At 30.2% G+C, this 24,186-nt stretch carries 25 protein-coding genes; 3 read left to right on the forward strand and 22 right to left on the reverse strand.

The window, feature by feature from the left end; genetic code table 11:
- Nucleotides 1–20: 20 nt before the first annotated feature.
- Nucleotides 21–2,726 (reverse strand): DNA mismatch repair protein MutS, encoded by a 2,706-nt coding sequence (mutS, locus tag RR409_RS15755; RefSeq protein WP_332558727.1) that lies wholly within the window; start codon nt 2,724–2,726, stop codon nt 21–23.
- A 165-nt stretch (nt 2,727–2,891) separates the two neighbouring features.
- On the reverse strand, nt 2,892–4,235 hold the full coding sequence (gene miaB, locus RR409_RS15760) for a tRNA (N6-isopentenyl adenosine(37)-C2)-methylthiotransferase MiaB (RefSeq protein WP_332558728.1): 1,344 nt from the start codon (nt 4,233–4,235) through the stop codon (nt 2,892–2,894).
- 421 nt (nt 4,236–4,656) lie between these two features.
- Here miaB and RR409_RS15765 point away from each other — a divergent pair, with 421 nt between their 5' ends.
- Both RR409_RS15765 and RR409_RS15770 read left to right on the forward strand, forming a co-directional pair.
- A complete protein-coding gene (locus tag RR409_RS15765; protein ID WP_332558729.1) occupies nt 4,657–4,818 on the forward strand; it encodes a hypothetical protein in 162 nt (53 codons plus the stop codon).
- A 19-nt stretch (nt 4,819–4,837) separates the two neighbouring features.
- Nucleotides 4,838–6,034 (forward strand): pyridoxal phosphate-dependent aminotransferase, encoded by a 1,197-nt coding sequence (locus tag RR409_RS15770; protein ID WP_332558730.1) that lies wholly within the window; start codon nt 4,838–4,840, stop codon nt 6,032–6,034.
- A 90-nt stretch (nt 6,035–6,124) separates the two neighbouring features.
- On the opposite strand, the gene RR409_RS15775 is transcribed toward RR409_RS15770, so the two are convergent.
- The 11 genes from RR409_RS15775 to RR409_RS15825 all read right to left on the reverse strand — a co-directional run bounded on the left by RR409_RS15775 (nt 6,125) and on the right by RR409_RS15825 (nt 16,601).
- Nucleotides 6,125–6,985, reverse strand: coding sequence for a GNAT family N-acetyltransferase (locus RR409_RS15775; RefSeq protein ID WP_332558731.1), 861 nt, complete (start codon nt 6,983–6,985; stop codon nt 6,125–6,127).
- A 195-nt stretch (nt 6,986–7,180) separates the two neighbouring features.
- Nucleotides 7,181–7,561, reverse strand: a complete 381-nt coding sequence (speD, locus tag RR409_RS15780) for an adenosylmethionine decarboxylase (RefSeq protein ID WP_332558752.1) — start codon at nt 7,559–7,561, stop codon at nt 7,181–7,183.
- 337 nt (nt 7,562–7,898) lie between these two features.
- A complete protein-coding gene (locus RR409_RS15785) occupies nt 7,899–9,821 on the reverse strand; it encodes a bifunctional 4-hydroxy-3-methylbut-2-enyl diphosphate reductase/30S ribosomal protein S1 (RefSeq protein ID WP_332558732.1) in 1,923 nt (640 codons plus the stop codon).
- A gap of 25 nt (nt 9,822–9,846) precedes the next feature.
- Nucleotides 9,847–10,509 (reverse strand): (d)CMP kinase, encoded by a 663-nt coding sequence (gene cmk, locus RR409_RS15790; protein ID WP_332558733.1) that lies wholly within the window; start codon nt 10,507–10,509, stop codon nt 9,847–9,849.
- 173 nt (nt 10,510–10,682) lie between these two features.
- On the reverse strand, nt 10,683–11,036 hold the full coding sequence (gene aroH / locus RR409_RS15795; RefSeq protein WP_332558734.1) for a chorismate mutase: 354 nt from the start codon (nt 11,034–11,036) through the stop codon (nt 10,683–10,685).
- A gap of 1 nt (nt 11,037) precedes the next feature.
- Nucleotides 11,038–12,261 (reverse strand): NAD(P)/FAD-dependent oxidoreductase, encoded by a 1,224-nt coding sequence (locus RR409_RS15800; RefSeq protein ID WP_332558735.1) that lies wholly within the window; start codon nt 12,259–12,261, stop codon nt 11,038–11,040.
- Between the two features lie 290 nt (nt 12,262–12,551).
- On the reverse strand, nt 12,552–13,904 hold the full coding sequence (gene gdhA, locus RR409_RS15805; RefSeq protein WP_332558736.1) for an NADP-specific glutamate dehydrogenase: 1,353 nt from the start codon (nt 13,902–13,904) through the stop codon (nt 12,552–12,554).
- A gap of 210 nt (nt 13,905–14,114) precedes the next feature.
- Entirely contained in the window at nt 14,115–14,999 is an 885-nt protein-coding gene (locus tag RR409_RS15810) for a MurR/RpiR family transcriptional regulator (protein ID WP_332558737.1), read from the reverse strand.
- A 120-nt stretch (nt 15,000–15,119) separates the two neighbouring features.
- Complete coding sequence (locus RR409_RS15815; protein WP_332558738.1) at nt 15,120–15,299, reverse strand: DUF4264 family protein; 180 nt, start codon at nt 15,297–15,299, stop codon at nt 15,120–15,122.
- 41 nt (nt 15,300–15,340) lie between these two features.
- A complete protein-coding gene (locus tag RR409_RS15820) occupies nt 15,341–15,883 on the reverse strand; it encodes a class I SAM-dependent methyltransferase (protein ID WP_332558739.1) in 543 nt (180 codons plus the stop codon).
- Nucleotides 15,876–16,601 carry a pseudouridine synthase gene (locus RR409_RS15825; RefSeq protein ID WP_332558740.1) on the reverse strand — a complete coding sequence of 242 codons (726 nt, stop codon included), beginning with the start codon at nt 16,599–16,601 and terminating at the stop codon, nt 15,876–15,878. The genes RR409_RS15820 and RR409_RS15825 overlap by 8 nt, the downstream gene beginning before the upstream one ends.
- 387 nt (nt 16,602–16,988) lie before the next feature.
- Between RR409_RS15825 and RR409_RS15830 the strand changes: the two genes are divergently transcribed.
- Nucleotides 16,989–17,984, forward strand: coding sequence for a sulfide/dihydroorotate dehydrogenase-like FAD/NAD-binding protein (locus tag RR409_RS15830; RefSeq protein WP_332558741.1), 996 nt, complete (start codon nt 16,989–16,991; stop codon nt 17,982–17,984).
- Nucleotides 17,985–18,297: 313 nt separating this feature from the next.
- Here the strand turns inward: RR409_RS15830 and RR409_RS15835 are convergent, their stop codons facing one another.
- The 9 genes from RR409_RS15835 to RR409_RS15875 all read right to left on the reverse strand — a co-directional run.
- Nucleotides 18,298–18,438 carry an aspartyl-phosphate phosphatase Spo0E family protein gene (locus tag RR409_RS15835; protein ID WP_332558742.1) on the reverse strand — a complete coding sequence of 47 codons (141 nt, stop codon included), beginning with the start codon at nt 18,436–18,438 and terminating at the stop codon, nt 18,298–18,300.
- A 109-nt stretch (nt 18,439–18,547) separates the two neighbouring features.
- Nucleotides 18,548–18,715, reverse strand: coding sequence for a hypothetical protein (locus RR409_RS15840; RefSeq protein ID WP_332558743.1), 168 nt, complete (start codon nt 18,713–18,715; stop codon nt 18,548–18,550).
- A 272-nt stretch (nt 18,716–18,987) separates the two neighbouring features.
- Nucleotides 18,988–20,859, reverse strand: coding sequence for a S8 family serine peptidase (locus tag RR409_RS15845; protein ID WP_332558744.1), 1,872 nt, complete (start codon nt 20,857–20,859; stop codon nt 18,988–18,990).
- 130 nt (nt 20,860–20,989) lie between these two features.
- The gene (locus RR409_RS15850; RefSeq protein ID WP_332558745.1) at nt 20,990–21,769 is read right to left on the reverse strand and encodes an N-acetylmuramoyl-L-alanine amidase; all 780 of its coding nucleotides are present in this window, start codon (nt 21,767–21,769) and stop codon (nt 20,990–20,992) included.
- A 2-nt stretch (nt 21,770–21,771) separates the two neighbouring features.
- Nucleotides 21,772–21,948 carry a hypothetical protein gene (locus RR409_RS15855; protein WP_332558746.1) on the reverse strand — a complete coding sequence of 59 codons (177 nt, stop codon included), beginning with the start codon at nt 21,946–21,948 and terminating at the stop codon, nt 21,772–21,774.
- A gap of 13 nt (nt 21,949–21,961) precedes the next feature.
- Nucleotides 21,962–22,159, reverse strand: coding sequence for a hemolysin XhlA (locus tag RR409_RS15860; protein ID WP_332558747.1), 198 nt, complete (start codon nt 22,157–22,159; stop codon nt 21,962–21,964).
- A gap of 97 nt (nt 22,160–22,256) precedes the next feature.
- Entirely contained in the window at nt 22,257–22,985 is a 729-nt protein-coding gene (locus RR409_RS15865; RefSeq protein ID WP_332558748.1) for a nuclease-related domain-containing protein, read from the reverse strand.
- 292 nt (nt 22,986–23,277) lie between these two features.
- Nucleotides 23,278–23,721, reverse strand: a complete 444-nt coding sequence (locus RR409_RS15870; RefSeq protein ID WP_332558749.1) for a GNAT family N-acetyltransferase — start codon at nt 23,719–23,721, stop codon at nt 23,278–23,280.
- Nucleotides 23,722–23,851: 130 nt separating this feature from the next.
- The coding region (locus RR409_RS15875; protein WP_332558750.1) for a DUF6273 domain-containing protein at nt 23,852–24,186 on the reverse strand (335 nt) is incomplete at its 5' end.

Consider the following 24,186-nt stretch of genomic DNA (forward strand, 5'->3'; position numbering starts at 1 on the left):
AATCACTTCCTTCAAAAGTGCTAAATCTCTTTTGCTTTTTTAATGAATTCATAAAGCTTATTAAAGCCTTCCATAGGGGTCAAATTCAATACATCTATGGCCTTTAAATCTTCAATTAGTTTTCCTTTAGCAATATCCTCAAAACCCATTTGAATTACTTCTGTTTTGTTTTTCTCCAAAGCTGCCATAGCAACTTCCTGATGAACTCTATCTAAATTACTATCATATTTTTCTTCATAAGCCTCAAATGAATTTCCATTATCCTTTTCAAGTTTTTCTTTCTTTTTAGGTTCATATTCATCTCGATTAATTTCTTTAAAATTTTCACCTTCTAAATCTTGAAGGATTTCTCTAGCTCTATTTATTACCTCCTGTGGAATTCCAGCGAGTTTTGCTACCTCAATTCCATAGGACTCGTCTGCTGCACCAGAGATTATTTTTCTTAAAAAAATAATTTCGTTCTGAATCTTTCTTACTGCAATAGAATAATTCTTTACACCTGAAATTTCCCCTTCTAATCTTGTAAGTTCATGATAATGTGTAGCAAATAAAGTTTTGCATTTTATTTTAAAGGTATTGCATATGTACTCAATTACTGACCACGCAATACTGAGCCCATCATAGGTACTTGTTCCTCTACCTACCTCATCTAATAGCACTAAACTCTTAGTAGTGGCGTTCTTTAATATATTAGATACCTCCCACATTTCAACCATGAAAGTACTTTTACCTCCTGCTAAATCATCCGAAGCACCTATCCTTGTAAAAATCTTATCACAAATAGATATATTAGCGCCTTTTGCAGGTACAAAAGAACCAATTTGAGCCATTATTGTTATAAGTGCCACCTGTCTCATATAAGTAGACTTTCCAGCCATATTAGGACCTGTAATGAGCATTAATTGATTATCTAAAGTATCAATGTTAGTATCGTTATCCACAAAGGTATTAATAGGAATCATCTTTTCTACAACTGGATGTCTTCCACCTTCTACATTAATAAATCCATCAGTATTAATTTCAGGTCTGCAATAATTATTTTCTTTTGCTATCATTGCCAAGGAAGATAGCGCATCTAATTCAGAAATCAATTTAGCAGTATCTTTCATCCTATGACTTTGAGTTTCTATAAAATCTCTAATTTCAACGAAAATTTCATATTCAATTGCAATTAGTTTATCTTCTGCGCCTAAAATTTTATCTTCCATTTCCTTAAGTTCTGGTGTTATAAACCTTTCAGCATTTGATAAGGTTTGCTTTCTAATATATCTTCCTTCTGGTATAGAGCTAAGATTTGCTTTTGTTATTTCTATAAAATATCCAAAAACTTTATTATAGCTTATCTTTAAGGATTTAATACCTGTAGTTTTTCTCTCATCACTTTCAAGGGACGCAAGCCATTGCTTTCCATTAGTCTTTGAGGCTCTTAATTCATCAACTGTGTTATTGTACCCATCCTTAATAATGTTGCCTTCTTTAATGGAAAGTGACGGGCTTTCTATCAATGAATCATCTAGTATTTTAAAAACATCTTGTAAATCATCTAAATTCTTAAAAATATGACTTAGTAAATTTGATTTACTACATGAAATTAAATTTTTGATGAGGGGAATTTTCCATATTGAGTGCTTTAACCCAATAAGTTCTTTAGCATTAATACTTTTAGAACTTATTTTTCCCACTAATCTCTCTATATCATAGATTTGCTTTAATCCTTCTTTTAAATCTTCTAATAATGAGGTGTTTGTTATGAGCTCTTCAATAGCCTCTTGGCGACTTTCAATTTCACGTTTTAACATCAGTGGTTGTTCCACCCATTTTCTAAGCCTTCTAGCTCCCATAGCTGTATTCGTTTTATCCATCACCCAAAGTAAAGTACCCTTTTTAGATTTATCCCTTAATGTTTCTGTTATTTCTAAATTTCTTTTGGAGTTTGCATCCAACGATAAATACTGGGAAATTTCATAACACTCTATAAAATCAATATGAGTTAAAGAAGCCTTTTGAGTATCCAATATATAGTTTAACAGCCCATTGCAAGCCCTAATTGCTGCATTACCCAGACTTGTATTATTAAAGTTTTTAAATTGAGCTCTTAGCATGTCAGAATCATCATTAAAATTACTTTTATCAAATATAGAAATTGATGTGGAAGCTCTCTCCTTTATATCTTCAACAATAGATATTGTTAAGTTTTCTGGTACCACAATTTCCTTAGGCTCAAATTTATAAATTTCATCTATGATTATAGCGTCTTCACCATAACCTTCACTACAATAGAACTCTCCAGTAGATATGTCACAAAAGCATACTCCAGCACTATTGTTTTCGTCAATATATAAGGACATAATAAAGTTATTTTTGCTTTCTTCTAAAAAAGAACCTTCTGTATATGTACCTGGTGTTACTATCTTAATTACATCTCTTTTAACAATGCCCTTAGCAAAAGCTGGATCCTCTACTTGTTCACAAATTGCAACTTTATATCCTTTTGAAACCAGCCTTGATATATAGTTCTCTGCCGCATGAAAAGGTACTCCACACATAGGAGCCCTTTTTTCTAATCCACAATCTCTTCCAGTTAATGTTAGTTCTAATTCCCTTGAAGCAACTTCTGCATCTTCAAAGAACATTTCGTAAAAATCTCCCAATCTAAAAAACACGATGCAATCCTTGCACTTTTCTTTAACTTCAAAGTATTGCTTCATCATAGGGGTTAAAGCCATATTATCTCTCCTTCTAATCCGTGGTTAAAATATTTTATAAAAAAAGCGACAAAGTCGCTTTTTTATAAATTAGATATATATTTTAGTTTCTTGGAACTGTAAAATCCTAATACTATCAAAACAATCATTGAAAATCTATAAATAGGTTTATACACAACCTATTTTTTATATTTCTTCACCTATAAGTGAAAAAGATTGAGCTTTTGTAATTTTTACATTTACTAATTGCCCTATACTTTCCTTATTTCCAGTAAAGTTTACTAATTTTCCTGTTCTAGTTCTTCCTGTAAGTTTAGTTTCGTCACTCTTACTTTCTCCTTCAACAAGAACTTCAACTATCTTGCCATCATACTTTTTGTTTTTCTTTGCGCAGATTTCATTCACTGCATCTACTAGCTTATTAAATCTTTCTTTTTTAGTAGCCTCATCTACATGATTTAGCATCATGTCTGCAGGAGTTCCTTTCCTTCTCGAATATAAGAAAGTGAAAGCTGAATCATATTCTACTTCCTTTACAAGACTTAAAGTATCTTCGAAGTCTTCATCTGTTTCTCCAGGAAAACCAACTATTATATCTGTACTTAAAGCTACATTAGGAATAGTTTCTTTTATTTTTCTAATAGTTTCTAAATATTTTTCCCTATCATAATGCCTATTCATCTTTTTCAAAAGCCTTGATGATCCAGATTGCACTGGCAAATGAATATATTCACATAATTTATCACATTCTGCTACAGCAGTTATTACGTCATCACTTAAGTCCTTTGGATGAGAAGTCATAAATCTAACTCTCTCTAACCCTTGTACCTCATTGATTTTTCTTAAAAGTCCAGCAAAATCTATTGCTGGTTCAATCCCCTTACCATAGGAATTGACATTTTGTCCTAAAAGAGTTACCTCCTTATATCCTGCTGCTACCATTTCTTTTATTTCTTTTATAATTTCTTCTGGCTGTCTGCTTCTTTCTCTTCCTCTAACATGAGGTACTATACAATAAGTACAGAAATTATTACATCCATACATTATAGTTACAAAGCCTTTAGTTGTACTTGCTCTATCAACAATAGCTCCTTCTACGATGTCAGCTTCCTTATCCCATACCTCTACGATAGGTCTTTCCCCACCAAGAGCTTTGGTTAGGTATTCTGTAAATTTATAGGCATTATGTGTACCTATTATAATATCTACGAAGGGAAACTTTGTAATTATATTTTCCGCCATTCCTTCTTGTTGCATCATACAACCTGTAATTGCTATCACAACCTCTGGTCTTTCCTTTTTTAGCTTCTTTAATGCTCCAACATTTCCTTCAACTTTTTGCTCTGCATTTTCTCTTACACAACAAGTATTAAAAATAATTATATCTGCATCTTCTTTTGAAGTTGTTCTTATATATCCTAATGGCTTTAGGCCTCCTGAAAGTTTTTCTGAATCTTCTTCATTCATTTGGCAACCCCAAGTCTCTATATAGTATTTCAAATCTTTTTTCATTAGCTGTATCTCCTCCATTTAAATTATAACCATTTATTAATTATATATAAAGATCATGAAATATTCAAAGATTATTTTTAATATAACATATTTTTTATATTATAATAGCTAACTACAAATGTGACACAGCTTGAATTATTTTAATTAATTTGGATTCTATATATTTGTACTTAAAATATTGTAAGTTATACTAGACTTTATTTTTATAAGGTTTACTATAATTGAACACTTTATAAAATACAACATATATATTTTACTGAACCAAGATGATTATTAATTTTTAATCCCATGTATTATGTGTTTATAGTACTACTAATTGAAGTTACGTACAAAAGCAGCGATATCAAATCCAGATTTATATAATAAGTAACCTATACTTACTATAAATAACATAAAAATTCTCCTTTTAGGCAAAAATATTTAAAAAGGAGGGTTTTCTATGTATGATGCAAAAAAACAAAATGCAGAAAATGAAAATTCATTTAAATCAGATTGTGTAAAAGAACGAGGTTACTTTACTAACATAGACAACAGTGTTTCCATAGCTACCAAATTATCATTTGTTCCTATAGAAAATCTAATCCAGGATTTTATTAGTTAATTGATGGGAGGATTTTAAAATGAAATTTTCAAACAGAATTTTAGCAATGGAGTATTCTCCAATTCGTAAGCTTGCTCCTTATGGTGATGCTGCAAAGAAAAAAGGTATTCATGTTTATCATTTAAACATCGGCCAACCAGACATTGCAACACCCGATCAGTTCATGGAAGGGATTGCTAAATACAAGAATAGTGTTTTGGCATATGCCCAATCTCAAGGCTTAGATGAAACTATTGAAAGTTTTATAAAATACTACAAAGAATGGAAAATAGGCTTCGAAAAAGATGAGCTAATAATTACAAATGGTGGATCAGAAGCTATATCTCTTGCCCTTACTGCAATATGTGATACAGGGGATGAAATAATTATACCTGAACCATTTTATACAAATTACGGCGGGTTTGCACAATCTGCTGGAGTAAGAGTTGTTCCATTTATAACTAAAGCTGAAGAAGGTTTCCATCTACCAGCAAAAGAAGTTATTACTAATAAAATTTCTGATAAAACTAGAGCTATAATGGTTTCCAATCCTGGGAATCCAACTGGTGTTGTTTATACTGAGAAAGAAATCAGAATACTTGCAGACATTTGCAAAGAAAATGATTTATATCTAATAGCTGACGAAGTATATAGAGAATTCGTATACGACGGCTTAAAATACACTTCAGCACTTTACATGGAAGATATTCAAGATAGAGTAATATTAATAGATAGTATCTCTAAGAGATATAGTGCATGTGGTGCAAGAATTGGTCTAGTTGCCTCTAAAAATAAAGAGCTTATAGCTCAAATAATGAAAATCTGCCAAACAAGACTATGTGTACCTACTCTTGAACAACTTGCCGCAGCTAACTTGATTAATACACCAAGAGAATATTTTGAAAAAGTTTTAGCTGAATACGAAGCAAGAAGAGATATACTTCATGAAAAGCTTTCTAAAATACCAGGAGTTGTTTGTGAAAAACCAACTGGTGCTTTCTATGTAGTTGCTAAGCTTCCAATTACAAATGGAGAAGATTTCGCGAAGTGGATGTTAACAGATTTTAACCATAATAATAAAACGGTAATGTTTGCACCTGCTGAAGGCTTCTATGCTACTGAAGGGCTTGGTGTAGATGAGATAAGACTATCCTACTGCTTAAATACTGAAGCATTATCGGATGCTATGGATATTATAGCTATAGGACTAGAGAAATATATGGAACTTCATAAATAAAATCAAGGAGGCATTGATGCCTCCTTGATTTTTATATAAAAATTAGATTTACGTTGTTTTATAATTATTAAGAATACTAGTATAAGCGCTTCAGTTTATTTTGTATAATTCATAAGTAGTATCAAAATGTACAAAGCCCATTGATTTATATAAATTCAAAGCATTAGAATTCTTTTCATTGCATTTCAAATAGATTTCTTTATAATTTAATAAATAACAACGATTTAATAGATATTTTAAAAGGATTTTGCCAAATCCTTTATTTCTATACTCTTGCAGTATTCCAAAATTCACTATATAGGCTTTATTATTATCTGTGATAATCTGACCATATCCAACAGGGGTCCCTTGGTAACTTATAAATACACAACCTTCATTAATATAGTATTTTTGACATTGCTCAAAGTAAATATCTTCCTCATTAATTGGAGCTCTAGACAAGTCAGAAAATACTTGATTTTGTATTTCGCATCTAAGTTTTTCGTCTTTGTTTTTTATAAAGTTCTGAAAGCTTAGCATGGATTGTTCAGAAAGAGTTTCTAAACCCTTTAATGGTTTACTCATTTCCAGTATAACTCTTCTTTTTTGAAAGCCTAATCTTAAAAAACTAATATACTCTTGTTCATGCTCCTTACAATAATATGAAACAGTAGAATTTTTTTTAATTGCATCAAGTAGCAATGAATAGTGCTCAATACTATTAAAAGCATCCATTACTTTAATACTATTAATTTTATAGCTAGTTCTATCTGTTTTTATAAACCATATAAAACCTATATATTCATCCCTAACTTTTAAAAACTTTATATTTTTCCATAAAAGTATTCTTTTTAAAAAATTATTTGAGTTAAGAACTTCTTTTATATTAGGTTTAAACTTATATTCATCAGCAAAATGAATATCTTTTAGTAATTTAATGTTTGCGTTATTTAGTCCCTCTAACTTATACATAGATTCCTCTTAACTAAAATATTTTTGAATCTATATATAGTATACTACATTTATGGAAAAAATAACCATAAACTCATAATATAAGATGAAAAGAACAACTTACGCATCAAGATTATTTTCTATATTTCAAAATCATATTTGAAATTCCTGATAAATATAGTAAATCAAAATAAAAAAGCCATCTTTAAGATGACTTTATATATTCGAAGCTTTAACAGCTACTGGATGCTCAAAAATACCTCTTTTAACTTCTGTAGCAGTCATATTTTTAGCTTTTAATAATTCTGTTAAATAATTGCATGCATCCCAAGGGTTTATTCTGTCTCCACAAGTAAATACATCAACAGCAGCATAACCAAGTTCTGGCCAAGTATGAATAGTTAAATGAGATTCAGATATTATAACTACTCCACTTACTCCTTGTGGACTAAATTTATGAAAGGCAACCTCTCTTACTTCAGCTCCAGCCTTTAGTGCAGATTCAACCATGTTTTTTTCTATCAATTCTTTATCATTTAATATTTCAGCATCACATCCATAGATTTCAGCTAAAATGTGGCGTCCTAATTCGTTCATCAACAGTTTACCTCCCTTAACAATTTTAAACAGATAAATAAATTTTATCAAAAATAAACAAAAAGTCAACATTAATACGTTGGCAGTTGGTGATTCGCATTTACGATGTTACTCTTTGCCATGATAAATTAGTATTTATCTATGTTTATCACAGTATAAAAGTAATGCATATATGAACAATATATAAGCATTACTTTTAATATTCCACAAGTTAATTTATTTAGTCCTTCCGGGTAGATTTCATTATGAGTAAATTAAAATTTTCTTACTTTACTACACTTTAGTTCAAATAACACTAAGTACAAATAATCATTTTCCCAATTAAGGTAAAGGAATATTAGATTTCTTCCACGGCCTTTATACTAAGAGCTACACGTTTTTCCTCTTCGTTTACATCTATTATTACTGCTTTAACTTCCTCGCCTATTTTCAGCACTTCATCAGCCTTCTCAATTCTATTTTTACTTATTTGAGAAATATGAATTAATCCATCAACTCCTGGCTCTAGTTCTACAAATGCTCCAAATTTAGCAAATCTTACAACCTTACCAAGTACAATATTACCTACTGGATATTTGTCTTTAATATTATTCCATGGATTTTCAGATAGCTTTTTAATACTTAAAGAAAGTTTTTTATTCTCTTTATCTATTTCTAATATATAAACCTTTATTCTTTCTCCAACTTTTAATAACTGATTTGGATTATTCACTTTATTCCAAGACATTTCCGAACTATGAAGTAGCCCGTCTACCCCATTTATTTCTACAAAGGCACCAAAATTTGATATTCTTCTAACTATACCCTCAACAACTTGATCCTTTTCTAAAACATCCCAAGTTTTATTTTCTGTAGCATCCTTCTCTTCTCTTAAAATGTCTCTTCTAGATGCTACAATTTTCATTCCAAATTTTTGTCTTGCAAACTCTATAAGTTGAACTTTTAAAGATTTGCCTATATATGATTTTAAATTATCTACTCTGTTAAGTTCTAAGTGAGAAGCTGGTATAAATATCTTAACACCATTATAGTTTGAAATTACTCCACCTTTCACCTCATCTTTTATTTCTACTTCAATTACTTCTTTATTTTCAAATATGTTCTGCAATACTTCATATTGTTTTTGCCTTTGTATTTCAATTGTAGAAATTACAACAAGACCATCGGTGTTTTTTCTATTAATAACTTTTCCTAGTATTTTATCTCCAACATTTATAAATTGCTTTAAGGATGCATTTTCATCCTTTGTATATTCGCTAATAGGTAAAATTGCTTCTGATTTAGATCCGATTGTTAAATAAGCTTCTTTCTCATTAACTTTAAAAACTTCACCTTCTAATACCCTTCCAACAGAAATATGGGAATTATCATTTGTGTACTGCTCATAAAGATCCATTTCTTCTCCATTTACTTTTTTCTCTTCTCTCATTTTTTCAATAGCCTCCTTAATTATCCAGTCTGGTGTAGATGCACCAGCTGTTACACCGATCTTCTTTATTTTATTATCCTGTAAAACCTCTCGTGGTATTCCTTGAAGATTTTCAACATGATAAGTTTTTTCACAGTTGTTTTTGCAGATTTCAAATAACTTTGTAGTATTTGAGCTGTTAAATCCTCCAATAACTATCATAGCATCAACTTCTTTGGAAATCTCTTCAGCAGATTTTTGTCTTACTTCTGTGGCACTACAAATAGTGTTGAAAGCAATAATCTCTTTAGCAGAAACTACAACTTTATTTAATACTTTAGTCCAATTACTTTGCTTTTCTGTAGTTTGTGATACTACACAAACTTTTCTTGGTATATTATCAAAGTTACTACCGTTTTTAGAAATAATAGCCTCATTATTGCACCAACCATTTATACCAATTACCTCAGGATGGTTTTCATCTCCTACTATTATGATTCCATAACCTTCATTATGGTACTTTTCAACTTTTTGTTGTATATTTCCTACATAAGGACAAGTCGCATTTTCAACTATTACATTGTGTTCTTTAAGTTTTTCTATTACATTCTTAGGAACTCCATGAGATCTTATTATAATTACATCTCCAGGCTGAAGTTTATGTATTTCATCTAATTCTACAGAATGAATATCCTTGTGTTCTAAAAACTTTACAACATCATTATTATGTATCAAAGGCCCTAAAGTATATATTGGTTTATTATGTTTTTGTTTTAAACTTAAAGCTGAATCTACTGCCCTTTTTACTCCAAAACAAAAACCAGCTTTATTTGCAAGTGATATTTCCTTCATGATTTCACATCCTAATGTATAATACTTATAATGTAGCCAATAATTTATCTATATAAGTTGATATTAGATCAACCACACCGTATATGTCTAAATTAGAGGAATCTACTTCTATTGCATCCTCTGCCTTAACTAAAGGATCTGCTTCTCGATGAGTATCAATATAATCTCTTTTTATTATGTCCTCTAAAATATTATTATAATTAACTTCAATCCCTCTTTTATCAAGTTCTTCATATCTTCTTTTTGCTCTTTCCTCCGCACTAGCAGTGAGGAAAAACTTCAAATTTGCATCTTTTAGAACCACAGTGCCTATATCCCTACCATCCATAATAACACTATATTTTTTTGCAATATTCCTTTGCATTTCAACAAGTTTAGCTCTTACCTCTGGAATAGCTGCGTAATTTGAAACATTGTTACTGATTAGGGGCATGGTAATTTCATTTGTTATATCTTCAGCATTTACAATTAAATTATCTTTATCAAAGTGCATTTCTAATGAATTCACAAGATCACATATACTTTTAATCTCGTCAGGTTTTATTCCTTCATTCATTGCATAAAGTGCCACTGCCCTATACATTGCACCAGTATTTATATACATAAGCTTATATTTTTCTCCAAGAATTTTAGCGATGGTACTTTTGCCTGCTCCTGCAGGTCCATCAATAGCAATAGACATTCTCATTTATATCGTCCTTTCTACTCTTAGGTCATCTATATTATTCTTCAAAAGGATACAAATTCCTTTAAATATCTAAGTTTATATTCTAAACTATAAATCTTAAAAAGAAATTATTTTTTTTAGTAATTAAATTTCTTAAGCTCATTTATTTATTTATTTATTTACTTATTTGCTTATTATTTATTTAAGTCTTTTCTCAATTCTTTAGCTTTATGTAGGTAAACAAACTTTACCAAGGACTTCTCCTCATTAGAAAGAATTAACACCCTTACGCATAGTTTAATAGAATTTTCAACTTTCATTTCATTAAAATGCATAATTGAAATATTATTCATTTCAAAATATTCCCTTACAAAAGCTCCAGGATATGCTGCAGTAATGTCCTCAGTACAGGAAAATATCATTGTGTTTATATCATCTATATTTAATTGGTTAGTATTTATAATTTCACTAATTAATTCAATAGTTTTATTCCTAATTTCATCTAAACTATTAGCGTTTAAAGTTGTTGCACCTCTAATTGAAATCATTTTAATCACCTAACTTGCTTCCAGCAATGTATCCTGTAGAAAGAGCAATCTGAACATTATAGCCACCTGTATAAGCGTCAACATCTATAACTTCTCCGGCAAAACTTAAATTTTCTATTATTTTAGACTTCATTGTAGATGGATCAATTTCCTTAGTATTTACTCCTCCAGATGTAACTATGGCTTCAACTATGGGTCTTAACCCCTTAACTGTTAAAGTTAAATTTTGCATTAAATTCACAAAATCTTTCCTTTGCTCACGGGTAATCGTGTTAACCTTCTGTTCTTCTTTTATATTGCTTAAATCTATCATCACAGGAATTAACTTTTTAGGAAAAAGATCATTTAATGAATTTTTAAAATCCTTATTATTATACAAGTTAAAATCATTTTGTACTCTTTTATCTAATTCAATATCAGTTAATGCTGGTTTTAAATTTATAAGAATTTTATAAGGTCCTTGTTTTTTTATGGCACTACTTGCACTTAAAACTAATGGTCCTGAAATACCAAAGTGCGTAAATACCATTTCACCCATTTCTTTAAAAATAATCTTATTATTTTTATCCTTTAAAGTGAGTTCTATATTTTTTAGTGAAAGGCCCTGAAGTTCTTTCACCCATGGTTCTTCAATTTCCACAGGCACTAAAGATGGTTTCAACTCCATAATTTTGTGTCCTACTTCTGAAGCCATAGTTAATCCTTCTCCTGAAGATCCTGTTTGAGGATAAGAAACACCACCCGTACATAATATATAATAATCCGCTGATATTTTTTCCCCACTCTCAAGAATTACAGCTTTAATTTTATTACTTTCTGTTTTAAATTCCTTAACTTTTGATTTAAACAGAATTTTAACGCCCTTAGCTTTCAATTCATTTTCTAAAGCTTTAATAATGTCAGAAGATTTATCAGATTCAGGAAAAATCCTATCTCCCCTTTCAACTTTAAGCTTAACACCTCTTTTTTCGAAAAAACTAATAGTATCTTCATTCGTAAAAGTGTAGAGGGAGCTATATAAAAAATGTGAGTTTGTTGGTATATAATCAAAAAACTCCCCAATATTTTTTCCATTTGTAACATTACATCGTCCTTTTCCTGTAATGTAAAGTTTTTTTCCTAACTTTTCATTTTTTTCAATTAAGATAACTTCATGATTATCACTGGCTGTGATTGCCGCCATCATTCCTGCAGGCCCTCCACCAATCACTATTGTCTTCAACAAAAATCTCCACCTAACAATTATAATTTTTTCATAGATTTACAAATTAAACTCTATATTATAATTTAATACAAATACTATAATTATTCAACTTTTATATTATTTAAAATTTTGTTTCTTCAAATATACTATGTTTAATAAATAATCCCCTATTAGTATACATCATTACTACCAGAGTAATGTATTTAAGAAAAATTTTATATTTTTCTTAGTTTTATTATTATAAAAATTTAAAACAAACAAGAAAAAAGAGAGAATTCATTTAGAATTCTCTCTCATTATTTTTCTTAGGATTAGTAGTTTCCTTGTGCATGCATAGCTTCAGCAACTTTAACGAAACCAGCTATGTTAGCTCCTGCAACTAAGTTATAACCAAAGCCATAAGCTTCAGATGCATTTTTACAGTTATTGTAGATGTTAACCATTATTCCATGAAGTTTAGCATCTACTTCTTCAGCACTCCATGCTAATCTCATGCTGTTTTGTGACATTTCAAGAGCAGAAGTTGCAACTCCACCTGCATTAGCAGCTTTAGAAGGTCCTACAATTACTCCATTTTCTTGGAAGTATTGAACAGCTTCATTTGTACATGGCATATTAGCAGCTTCACAAACATATTTAACTCCGTTAGCAACGATTTGTTTAGCATGCTCTAATTGAATATCATTTTGAGTTGCAGCTGGAATTACGATATCAGCTTTAACATTCCATGGTTTTTCTCCAGCGAAGAACTCACAACCATATTTATCAGCATAGTCTTTAACTCTAGCACCTTTGTTTGTTTTTAACATTTCTACTAGGTAATCTATTTTCTCACCAGTAACTCCAGCTGGATCATAGATGTATCCGTCTGGTCCTGATAAAGTAACAACTTTTCCACCTAAATCAGCAACTTTTTTACAAATTCCCCAAGCAACGTTTCCAAAACCTGAAGATGCAACTGTTTTTCCTGCGAAATCAGTTCCTTCATGCTTTAACATTTCTTGACAGTAGTAAGTTACACCGAATCCAGTAGCTTCTGGTCTGATTAAACTTCCACCGTAGCTTAAACCTTTTCCAGTAAGAACTCCATTTTCAAAAGCTCCTCTGATTCTTCTATATTGTCCGTAAAGGTATCCAATTTCTCTTCCACCAACTCCGATGTCTCCTGCTGGAACGTCAACATCTGGTCCAATGTGTCTGTATAGCTCAGTCATAAAGCTTTGGCAGAATCTCATTATTTCAGCATCTGATTTTCCTCTTGGATCGAAGTCAGAACCACCTTTACCTCCACCTATTGGAAGACCAGTTAAAGAGTTCTTTAATATTTGCTCAAATCCTAAGAATTTAACAATACCTATATAAACTGAAGGATGGAATCTTAAACCACCTTTGTATGGTCCTATAACTCCGTTAAATTGTACTCTAAATCCTCTGTTTACTTGTAGCTTACCATTGTCATCAACCCAAGATACTTTAAACATTATTTGTCTTTCTGGCTCACAAAATCTTTCTAAAAGATTAGCATCTATGTATTCTGGATGCTTTTCTAAAACTGGTCCAAGAGAATGTAAAACCTCTTCTACAGCTTGAATAAATTCTGGTTCCCCACTGTTTCTTTTCTTAACATTTTCCAATACTTGTTCGATATAAGCTTTAGTACTCACGCTCACTACCTCCTAAAAAAATTGAAATTAAAATTTCAAATTTATTTTGTTATGCAAAATAAATTTCTTTTTGTTAATTATTTATTCTATGCAATCAAGTTTTTTCCTTCTTATTCATAAAAAATTTAAATCTTTTATGGACATCTTAAAAACGATTACATGAATCTATCTCCATGATATTCTATTAATTATAATAAATCAACCTATATTTTAAAATTTATTTTCTTCGTTATTTTTGTATGAATATATTTGATGTTCTTGCCAAATAGTTTCTAAATCACTAAAGGTTTTAGATATTTTTTCTTTTTTCTTAAGTCCTACAGCGATTATTAATGCATTAATAACACTTAATGGAGCAACTAATGAGTCTACAAAGGAAGCCATATTGCTTTCTGCTATAAGGGTATGATCTGCTCTTGTAGCTAAAGGTGATAATACACTATCAGTTATAGCTATTACATCTGCATTTCTTGATTTTGCAAAAGTTAAAACTTCTACGGTTCTCATTGCATATCTTGGGAATCCAATTCCTATTACACAGTCCTCTTCTGATAAGCTAAGCATTTGTTCAAAAATTTCACTCATTCCATAAGAAACAATCTTAACATTATCAAGAATAAGATTTAAATAAAAACCTAGAAAATCTGCTAGTGCTGTTGAACTTCTTAACCCTACAATATAGATTTTTTTAGCATTTATTATGCTATTCACAGAATTCTCGAAAGCTTGATAATTTATTTTTTCTAGGGTAGCTCTTATATTCTCAATATCTGATTTTAATACACCTTTTAATGCATTATCTTGAGTAATAAAATCATTAGATAACTCTATTCTTTGCACTGTTGTTAACTTATTTTTAATCAATTCTTGAAGAGCCTTTTGAAGTTCTGGGTAACCTTCATATCCTAACTCATTTGCAAACCTTACAACAGTAGACTCACTAACCCCTACGCTACTACCAAGCTTTGCTGCAGTCATAAAGGCAGCTTTATCGTAATGCTTCAATATATATTCTGCTATGAGCTTTTGTCCCTTACTTAATCTTGGAAACTTAATTTGAATCATTCTCATTAGATCAACATTATTTTTGTCCATCATAACACTCCTTCATACCCATGGATGAATGAAACGTGAAATTCATTTATCCTAAAAATGAAATATTTACATCATTTTAACATATAATGACATAACATTCAATGATATAATTCATTTGATCTATTTTTCTCCTAATTTTTCTTCTTTATAAATTGAAATCATATATTTGTCATCTTTTTCGCACATTCCGAAAATCAAATGTAAATCACTTAAATTTTTATTTAAAAAGTCTATTATTTTATACATTTCATCATATTCTTTAAATTCTTTAGTTGCAATCAGCTGTAACTTATCTTTCATTTTTACTCACCTTTCTTTATGATTTTTTTATATGACTTTCATTATTTCTTCTCAATTACAATTAAAAATGGAGCATTATCATTTCTATTTGCAAACTTATGAGTCATTACCCCAAAAATATCTTTGGAAAGTTGAGATATAAAAGCTAATAACTCTACACTCTCTTTTTTCCCTTCATCATGTCCCACATAAACTGCTATTGTAATAATTCCACCACTTTTTAATAATTCTAATGTTGAGTTTATACTTTTAATTGTACTTTCAGACTTAGTAGTTATATTTTTATCTCCTCCAGGTAAAAATCCTAAATTGAACATTGCTACATCTATTTCTTCCTTTATGTAAGTTGTAATATTTTCATGAGAGTCATTAATTAATATAACATTTTCTTTATTTTTTCTCGCATAATTCTCTACAGCAGTACGCTGTATATCAAAGGCGTAAACAGTTTTAAAGAGTTCGCTTAAAAAATCGCAGTCAAATCCATTTCCGAGTGTTCCATCCAGGGCAACATTATTGTTTTCGTAGTATGTTTTAATAATGTTATGCGCGATTTTACTTATATCTCCTACATATTTAAACATGAAGTTCTCCTCCATTTTTTAAGTAATCAACTTCAATTTGGTTTAGATATCTCCACTTCCCCTTTTCCAACTCTCCTAAGGTAATATATCCTACTGAAATTCTTTTTAGCTTGATTACCGGATGACCTACTGCCTGACACATCCTTCTTACTTGTCTATTTTTTCCTTCATGTATAGTAATTTTTAATTCAGTGCTGTTATTGTATTTTTTTAAAATTTCACATTTGCCTGGTGCAGTTATATAGTCTCCAATATCTATGCCTTTTTCGAAAGTTTTAATGATGCTATCATCAGGAATTCCCTCCACTAATGCAATATATACCTTATCTATGGCAACCCTTGGATGTATTATTTTATTGTATACTTCTCCATGATTAGTTAGCAAGATTAATCCTGATGTATCATAATCTAGTCTTCCAATTGGATATATTCTTTCTTTTACTAACACTAGATCCAAAATAGTTTTTCTACCTTTTTCATCCTTTACAGTAGAAACATATCCTTCAGGTTTGTTTAAAGCAATATAAACCTTTTGCTCTTCTGGTGTAATTACTTTATTATCTACAGAAACTATATCATTGCTAATATCTATTTTTGTTCCCAATTCCTTTATAGTTTCATTATTAACTTTTACTCTTCCATTTAAAATGATATCTTCACATTTTCTCCGTGATGCCACTCCACAAGCTGCCATGTACTTTTGTAATCTTTCTTCCAAAATATCACTCCTATAAATAAATTAATCTTTTACTGATAATTTTAATGGTTTAATGATAAACTTCATTTAAATAAAAAAGTATATATTAGCTACTCTTTAATATTATAAGCCTCGTTAAAATCAAACTCTAATATTCCCTTATAAGTAATAACTTATTGAGTTTAAAATATAAAATCAAATGTTACCTTGTTAAATTTCAATGATTTAAAAATCTTATTAACATAGATTGTTTGCTTCACCAACATATTTTATCACATTTTGTTCTCACTTTTTATATAATAACTTCATTTTATATTTTAAGATAAATATCTTCAACTATTTTATTTCCAGTAACAATTATAAATAACTTAAATATCCTAATAGTATAGTAAGTACGGAGGTCAAATAATGAGTTATGAGCCATATAATTGCATAGATTGTGGCAGCGAATATTGCCCATGTCATCTAGCTGAATCTGGTAATTGTATTCAATGTTCACATCTTGATGGTAAGGATTTTTGTGATTGTTGCAACTGGAACGGTGTATGCATATATCAAGAGTTTGTGCAAAATAACTACAGTGCAAAGCCTGGTCGTAAGTATCACAGTTGTAAAATATTGAGTAAAGAAAAAATAGAAGATGGTATTCTGATATTAAAAATAAAAGTAAGTGACCAATTAGTAAGCGAATTAGTTAATCCTGGTGCATTTGTATTCGTGAGAAGACCAGATAGTAATGCTACTTTTGATACCCCTATATGCATAATGGATGCCAATACCGATGAGGAAGTCCTTACTTTAGCTATTGAGTTAAAAGGGCTTAAGACAAAATCTTTAGATGCATTAAGTGTAGGTGAATCACTTCTTGTAAAAGGTCCATTTTGGAATGGAATACTCGGACTGAAATCTGTGTTAGAAATTAAGAATAAAGTTTGTTTACTTATTGCTAGGGGTATTGGTCAAGCTCCTATGGTGCCCGTTATGGAAAGATTAAAACAAAATGGTAATAAAATTATTGTAATTATAGATAAGAATCCTTTTAAGAAGATTTTCGTAAGCCCTGCCTTAGAAAGGTGTGCCGATGAAATTCTAGAGTGTACAACATTACTTACCGGAGGAATAATTAGTGAAAAATGCAGAAAATTACTTTGGGAAACCCTGTCGAAGGAAGATATTTCTTTAGTTCACTGTGATAGTGCAGATATTCTAAGTTATCAGATTATGAAGTTTGTGGCTGCCTTCGATAAAAATATTCACTTTTCATGTTGTAATAATGAAAAGATGTGCTGTGGTGAAGGTATATGTGGTTGTTGTACTATTATGAATAACGATGAAAAGCTTAGAAGGCTTTGTAAGATGCAAACTGAACCAAAGTATGTTTTTGAAGGGAGGCGACTATTTTGAAGGTTGTTATAATTGGTGGAGGATGGTCTGGTTGTGCTCACCATTCAGAATACCACCAGCAATTATGCTTATCTTTCTGAGGAGTTTCTACATATATAAATATATATCATAATTCCATCTTGAGCACAATTTAATAATAGTAGTTTTTCATTTAATTATTTAGTCCTTAAATGAAAGTTACTTCTTATACTATCCAATTCAAACTTAATATCAAGAATACTTATTTTTCATAATTCACTTTACTTTCTATTATACAAACAAAATAAGGTAGTCATATATTTGACTACCTCTCATAAAAAAATAAATATTAAATTTATTTTTTGTCATAACATTCTAGTATATATAAATCTAACTCCTGACTTACTCGTAGTACGTCATCATCTTCGATTCCTCTAATCTGAATCATTTCTTCTAATTTTTTTCTTAGTTTTTCTAATTCATTTACCTTACACAATGTTATCTCCTTATAAAACATTTTTTTACAACAAAAACAATTATATACATATACGATAAGTGAGTCAACAAAAATAAGGTAGCCTCTAGTTCCCTAGTGCTACCTTAAATTACTTTTCACTCTTAGTTATTTCATTTAATCTTTCTTCTATTTTATCTAGCTTATACACAATTGCAGCAAATGAATAAACAACTGCAAATGCAACCGCTCCATAAATAGACGCTACATATAAGCCTAAAATACTAAATACTACTACACAAATAAGATAATTTTTCAAATTTACTCCCCCATAATTTAGCTCTAATAAAATATACTTAATATAAAGACTAGAAGATCTAGGATCTTATTTTTTTACTTATATTTGTTTCTGTAATACTTTTAATTTAACTCTCTTCTTACTTATACTTATACTTATACTTATATATTTCTCCCTATTTATATTAAATCCTTTATTATTATGATTTTTACACAATAATAAAGGTAGTCTTTGACTACCTTATTAAAATAAGTTAACAATCTCGTTATTTAGCATAGTACACTTTTAAAAAGTTATTTTAAGTACTGAGAAACCTCTTTTGGAATACTAATATAGAGATGTCTATAGTTATCTTCTTTATTATTTCTTTGAGAAAATTTTTCTATATTTTCTTGCAATTTGCTAAGACTTAATTTTCCATATCCCCATTGTTGATTTGGATAAATAACTCCTTCTTCTCTCACAGTTGATGCAATTAGTAGGCTTTTTAACTTAGGTGGAGCTAAATCTAAATAATTCCTCTGCACAATTCCCCATTGATATACTAACGCTGCTGTTCCTGCTAGTATTGCTCCTCCCATAGCTGCGCCACTTGCAACAGTCAAGGAATTGTTAATTCCTACAGTTAGTATGTTAATCCCATCACAGGTTACAGAAGGTTCTATAATTCCGCTTCTGGAAAATCCTCTTCCTGATATTAATACTGCAGTATTTTCTATCTCATTGTAATAAGATGTTACTATGATATTCACAGCTGTGCATGGTGTTAGTAATGTGATTTCTGGATCGGGGTTCAGAAACCTGGTTTCTTCCATTAACAGTTGTTTTTGTGGTAACCACGCATCAAATCTACCTGCTACTAAAATATCCCCATTCAAGGTGATTTTCCAAACCCCTCCCACTGCATTGTTAATTCTCAGATTTATACTTACCGCTCCATTAGGTGTTTCATGTATGAAATACTGAAGGCTAATATTATTTTCTTCAATTGTTATATATCTTTCTTGAACTTCGCTTGAAGATATAGGAATCATATTGATTTGATTTCCATTAGGTGAAAGCACGGACATAAATATATTATTTAATCTTGAAGTATAAATAGCCATACTTACAACTTTTTGATTTGGATCCACATTTACAAAAATATTTTTTGGTGCATTAGAATAATCTATAATATCACTAGTGTGTGTTTCTCCTAACCCTTGGCTTCCTGTATTTGTTACTACAGAAAAATTGCTTCTCTGTGATAAATTATCAATATATCTTTCTAAAAACGAACTTCCATCTCTAGCACCAAAATTGGTGCCTAAAGGTAAGTATACAACCATGGGCTTTTTTAACTTTATTTGTAAGTCTGAAAGATATCTAATTGCAGTAGTAATATTTGATGCTTGGTATACATTTTTAGTATCTTTTGGAATGCCTGCATATTCTAACGTAGATTCTCTTGCCTCTATTAACTTTACAATTGCAAACTCACACTGCCCTGCCAAACTTCTAAAGAAATCATTATTGCTAAGTGTTCTCCCTCCTATAATACCAGCAATAGCAGTACCATGGCCCGTTTCATCTCTATGATCTACAATTTCATATGGATCTCTTCCAAGTGTGTAAGCACTGATAGCACTATTTAAATTTGCATTAGTATACTCAGTTCCATAAGACAAGTACTGAGGTTTTGGTCCTATTTCAGCTGTTTGGTCCCAAATAGCTACAATTCTACTTTTACCTGTAGGAGTTGAAAATCTTGGATTTAAATAATCTATGCCTGTTCCAATAATTCCAACAATTACACCTTCTCCATTCAATTGGATATTATTTGTATTTATAATTTGAAAATTTTCAGCTTGACTTGTTGTTAGTCCTGACAAAGTATAAGGATAATTTTGTTCGACGCTTATAATCTGAGGAACACGCTCTAACAAATTATTTATCATTCCTTTTTTTACATATAATAAAGCAAAAAACTTTCCAGTAAGGTACACATCAGCATAATCAATATCCTTTAATTCATTTTCTATATCTCCTGAATATTCTACTAGAAACGTATCATAGTCTCCATTTAAATGATTCTCTTGAAATTTTGTTCCTGTTGTATTATTCTCATTCGCATCAGCTGACTCCCTGACTTTCCCCTTATAATATCCTGAGTAATTATATTTCATTTTAAATTCCCTCCAATACACTTCTAATATAGTATATTAAGATTAAATTTAAGATTGCACATTTCTTGAGAAATTATAAAATAATGGATATGTTTAAATTTTGATTAACTTTAGGTATTTTATTTTTAGTTTATTCTTCTACCACACTATAAAACAAATTATCTAGCCTATCTTTAAGTACCATAGCTTTTTCTTTTGCTAGATACTGTGTTTCTATCCACAAACCTTTTGCATCACTTTTAACATATATTCTATCAATATCCATAAAGCATTTTTTAATTAATCCATTTATCTCCAATCCATAATTACTCTGATTTATATACTTTGTAACTACATAGAACTTTTTCTCCTCCACTTTATTTATATTAGGATCAATTCCATTAGCTATAGCAAACCCAATAGCTTCAGCACCTACTCTGTTATATATTTCTACATCTTTAGTTGCTTCAAGGAAGAAACACTCAACAATCAAAGCATCACATTTAGTATGAATTAATTCTCCTAGCTGCTTGTTCTCTTCTTTCATATATTTAATTCCTCTATTCTTAAACCCTAATTGATCTAAATTCATTAATATTCTTTTACCAGCTTCTATTGCTTTAATTGAGTTTCTATCATAAACCCACACCTCAGAACCAATTATACCCTCATATTTATCATATGCTTTATTTAAATGCACACTATAAAATAAATCTACATTGTTATCATTAACTTTTTTAATACCGTAATTTAAATCCTCTGACTGAACAGCTGGATTGTAACAAGGAGTGCAATCAATAAAAGCATTTTTTTGTTCAAGATACATCTTTGAATAAGAGAATATTTTTCTATCTTCTACAACTTCATCTAATATCCCTTTGGCACCTCTACACTTTTCATTATGTCCAGCTCTACCTGCAATTTTACTCATTACTATCTTACCTCCTTGTTTACTTGTCTTACTGTTGATTGTCCAAAGTAATATCCTATAATTAAACTATATATAGCTATAAACTCTGTGCTGGATACTACTTTACTAAAGGTTAAATATAAAAATCCTAGGGTAAGCCCTAATGCAATAAGTTTTTTTACTTGTAATAATTCTTTCATAATTATCCCTCCATTATTTTTTTAGTAAAAAAAAAGCCATTATAGCTGCAATTACCTGCCCTACAATGGCTCTAGAAATCCATGTGTTATTATCTTCTATTTTAGTGACTCTTTTTTCTAGGGTTAAGTACTTTTCTGTAGTGTTCTCAATCTTGCTTTCAATTCTTATAAGCCGTTCTCTTATTTCTTGAATTACTTCAATTTCAGACATCTTTTCACCTGCCTTTATAAAAATAAAACACCTACTAATTGTAGATGTTTCTTAATATAATTTCATAAAATATATGCTTGCTTAATCAAATAAAAATCTAATTTGAATTTATTCTCTTCACCGATTCAATATGCTCTCGTCTTGCAGTTACGTCAGTGATATTTGCACTAGAAAGCGTATCGTATATTTTTGAAATTTCATTTTCATTTAGAAGTTGTTTATTATTTTTCTTTAATATATGATATTTTTTCAGTATTGAATCTGATAAATTAGTATCATAAACTACCATAGTGTCAGATTCCGCAGTACGAAGATCTAAATCAATCTTAAGTTCACATCGTCTAGTAAATGAAATAACTGAATGGTACTCAATATCACCATAAGATTTTAGTAACACTTTTAGGGCTTTAATATGTCCCTCATTTTGTTTTATTGGACTATAAAAAGAGTTCTTTGATCCATTGATATATTGGTTCCAATAGTTGTACTTAGGACTTCCATAGATTTTACCTACATAATTTTTTGTTTCTATAACAAATAATCCAACTGGTGTAATTAGGACATGATCTATTTGTGTGAATCCTTTGTTTTTACTTATTAATATATCACCTATATATCTAAATTCATGTGATAACTGCTCCAACTGAAAATTAATTTTATATTCTCCCAGTTCACCTTTTCGATGAGACTTTACATTTTGCTCTTCAGCAGCTCCTTTACTTGCCCTTTTACTAAATGTCTTTTGTGATTTTTTCCTTGTGAATGAAGTATAAATTGCTAGGCTTACTATAAGTAAAAGAATAATAACTAGTATAATTACCCACATACTTGTTTCCCCTTAAAGTTGTATTTTTACAATAAACACTGCTTTAAGCAATGTAAATATATTGCAAGTATATCATGTTTGTAATCTTAGCAAAAGTTTAAATATTTTTTGTTTAAGTGAATTTTAAACAAAACCACAAATCAAAAACGACGTAAGGTTTACCTACATCGTTTAATTAGAAAAATGTGAAGAATCATAATTTAGAATCAATCGTACATAATAAAAACACCGTAAAATTCAATTATTTTCAGAATAATAAGGTATTTTTATAAATAATTCATTTATAACTTTTCTATTTTTGTTGCATATATAAGGTATTAGGATAAAATCCAAGCTTCTTATAAAAACATATCGTTGATTCATTCTCCTGGGACACAGTTACTCCAATCACTTTACAATTCATTTCCTTCATCCATTCTATGTGTATGGATGCAAGTTGCCTCCCAACTCCATTACCTCGATTACTCTCACCAACATGCAGTGATTGAAGCTCTCCCGTTCCATCCACTATAGTTGATATACAATATCCTATATATTTATCATTGTTTTTAGCCACAGTTATTTTCATTGTATCTTTATTAAACATAGAAAAAGCCTTTATTCTTTCATCAAAGCTGATGGTTCGATATGATTCTTTAAAGTATTCTGAACTATCCTCATGATACAACCTGTTCTTTTCCCAAAGGTTCTTGATTATATCAATATCATTATAAGAAATATCGAAAATCTCACTCATAATTATCTACTCCTTAATATATTTATTGCGTATAATTAATCAAAAGCGACGTAACTTTTTCCATTACGTCACTTAATAACAACTTTGCGTCTTCTCCAACACAAGTCCAACTTATTAGCCATAATTCAAATTATAGTTTCAGCCACAAAGCGGGTCGGACACCGCCTGTACATGTGCCATCGCTGATGTTGCCTTTCAATATATTGTTGCCTTGGATACCTATATTACCGTCAGTCCCGAAGATGTACACAGCTTTTACATTAACGCGGCCGGGCGACCGAAGCCACCACCACCAACACCATTCTTTACCCTGAAGTCTTGCTAATCGTTTACTGTTGTTTTCATCTTTTCTTTCAAACCAATATCTTTGATTTTTTCCTCGGTTTTTCAGTTTTGAACGGCTATCACCAAAATATTTGCACACTTCCTCAATGCTTAATAAAAATATACTGTCCTTCGTATCTT

Source organism: Clostridium sp. (genome assembly GCF_036642255.1).
In the GTDB taxonomy this organism is placed as follows: Bacteria; Bacillota; Clostridia; order Clostridiales; family Clostridiaceae; genus Clostridium_J.

What these genes read in the sequence shown, in the direction of transcription:
- mutS (WP_332558727.1), bottom strand. Translation starts at nt 2,726, where the DNA reads ATGGCTTTAACCCCTATGATGAAGCAATACTTTGAAGTTAAAGAAAAG.
- miaB (WP_332558728.1), bottom strand. Translation starts at nt 4,235, where the DNA reads ATGGAGGAGATACAGCTAATGAAAAAAGATTTGAAATACTATATAGAG.
- RR409_RS15765 (WP_332558729.1), top strand. Translation starts at nt 4,657, where the DNA reads ATGTATGATGCAAAAAAACAAAATGCAGAAAATGAAAATTCATTTAAA.
- RR409_RS15770 (WP_332558730.1), top strand. Translation starts at nt 4,838, where the DNA reads ATGAAATTTTCAAACAGAATTTTAGCAATGGAGTATTCTCCAATTCGT.
- RR409_RS15775 (WP_332558731.1), bottom strand. Translation starts at nt 6,985, where the DNA reads ATGTATAAGTTAGAGGGACTAAATAACGCAAACATTAAATTACTAAAA.
- speD (WP_332558752.1), bottom strand. Translation starts at nt 7,561, where the DNA reads ATGAACGAATTAGGACGCCACATTTTAGCTGAAATCTATGGATGTGAT.
- RR409_RS15785 (WP_332558732.1), bottom strand. Translation starts at nt 9,821, where the DNA reads ATGAAGGAAATATCACTTGCAAATAAAGCTGGTTTTTGTTTTGGAGTA.
- cmk (WP_332558733.1), bottom strand. Translation starts at nt 10,509, where the DNA reads ATGAGAATGTCTATTGCTATTGATGGACCTGCAGGAGCAGGCAAAAGT.
- aroH (WP_332558734.1), bottom strand. Translation starts at nt 11,036, where the DNA reads ATGATTTCAATTAGAGGTGCAACAACTTTAAACGCTAATAGTTTAGAT.
- RR409_RS15810 (WP_332558737.1), bottom strand. Translation starts at nt 14,999, where the DNA reads ATGGACAAAAATAATGTTGATCTAATGAGAATGATTCAAATTAAGTTT.
- RR409_RS15815 (WP_332558738.1), bottom strand. Translation starts at nt 15,299, where the DNA reads ATGAAAGATAAGTTACAGCTGATTGCAACTAAAGAATTTAAAGAATAT.
- RR409_RS15820 (WP_332558739.1), bottom strand. Translation starts at nt 15,883, where the DNA reads ATGTTTAAATATGTAGGAGATATAAGTAAAATCGCGCATAACATTATT.
- RR409_RS15830 (WP_332558741.1), top strand. Translation starts at nt 16,989, where the DNA reads ATGAGTTATGAGCCATATAATTGCATAGATTGTGGCAGCGAATATTGC.
- RR409_RS15845 (WP_332558744.1), bottom strand. Translation starts at nt 20,859, where the DNA reads ATGAAATATAATTACTCAGGATATTATAAGGGGAAAGTCAGGGAGTCA.
- RR409_RS15850 (WP_332558745.1), bottom strand. Translation starts at nt 21,769, where the DNA reads ATGAGTAAAATTGCAGGTAGAGCTGGACATAATGAAAAGTGTAGAGGT.
- RR409_RS15855 (WP_332558746.1), bottom strand. Translation starts at nt 21,948, where the DNA reads ATGAAAGAATTATTACAAGTAAAAAAACTTATTGCATTAGGGCTTACC.
- RR409_RS15860 (WP_332558747.1), bottom strand. Translation starts at nt 22,159, where the DNA reads ATGTCTGAAATTGAAGTAATTCAAGAAATAAGAGAACGGCTTATAAGA.
- RR409_RS15865 (WP_332558748.1), bottom strand. Translation starts at nt 22,985, where the DNA reads ATGTGGGTAATTATACTAGTTATTATTCTTTTACTTATAGTAAGCCTA.
- RR409_RS15870 (WP_332558749.1), bottom strand. Translation starts at nt 23,721, where the DNA reads ATGAGTGAGATTTTCGATATTTCTTATAATGATATTGATATAATCAAG.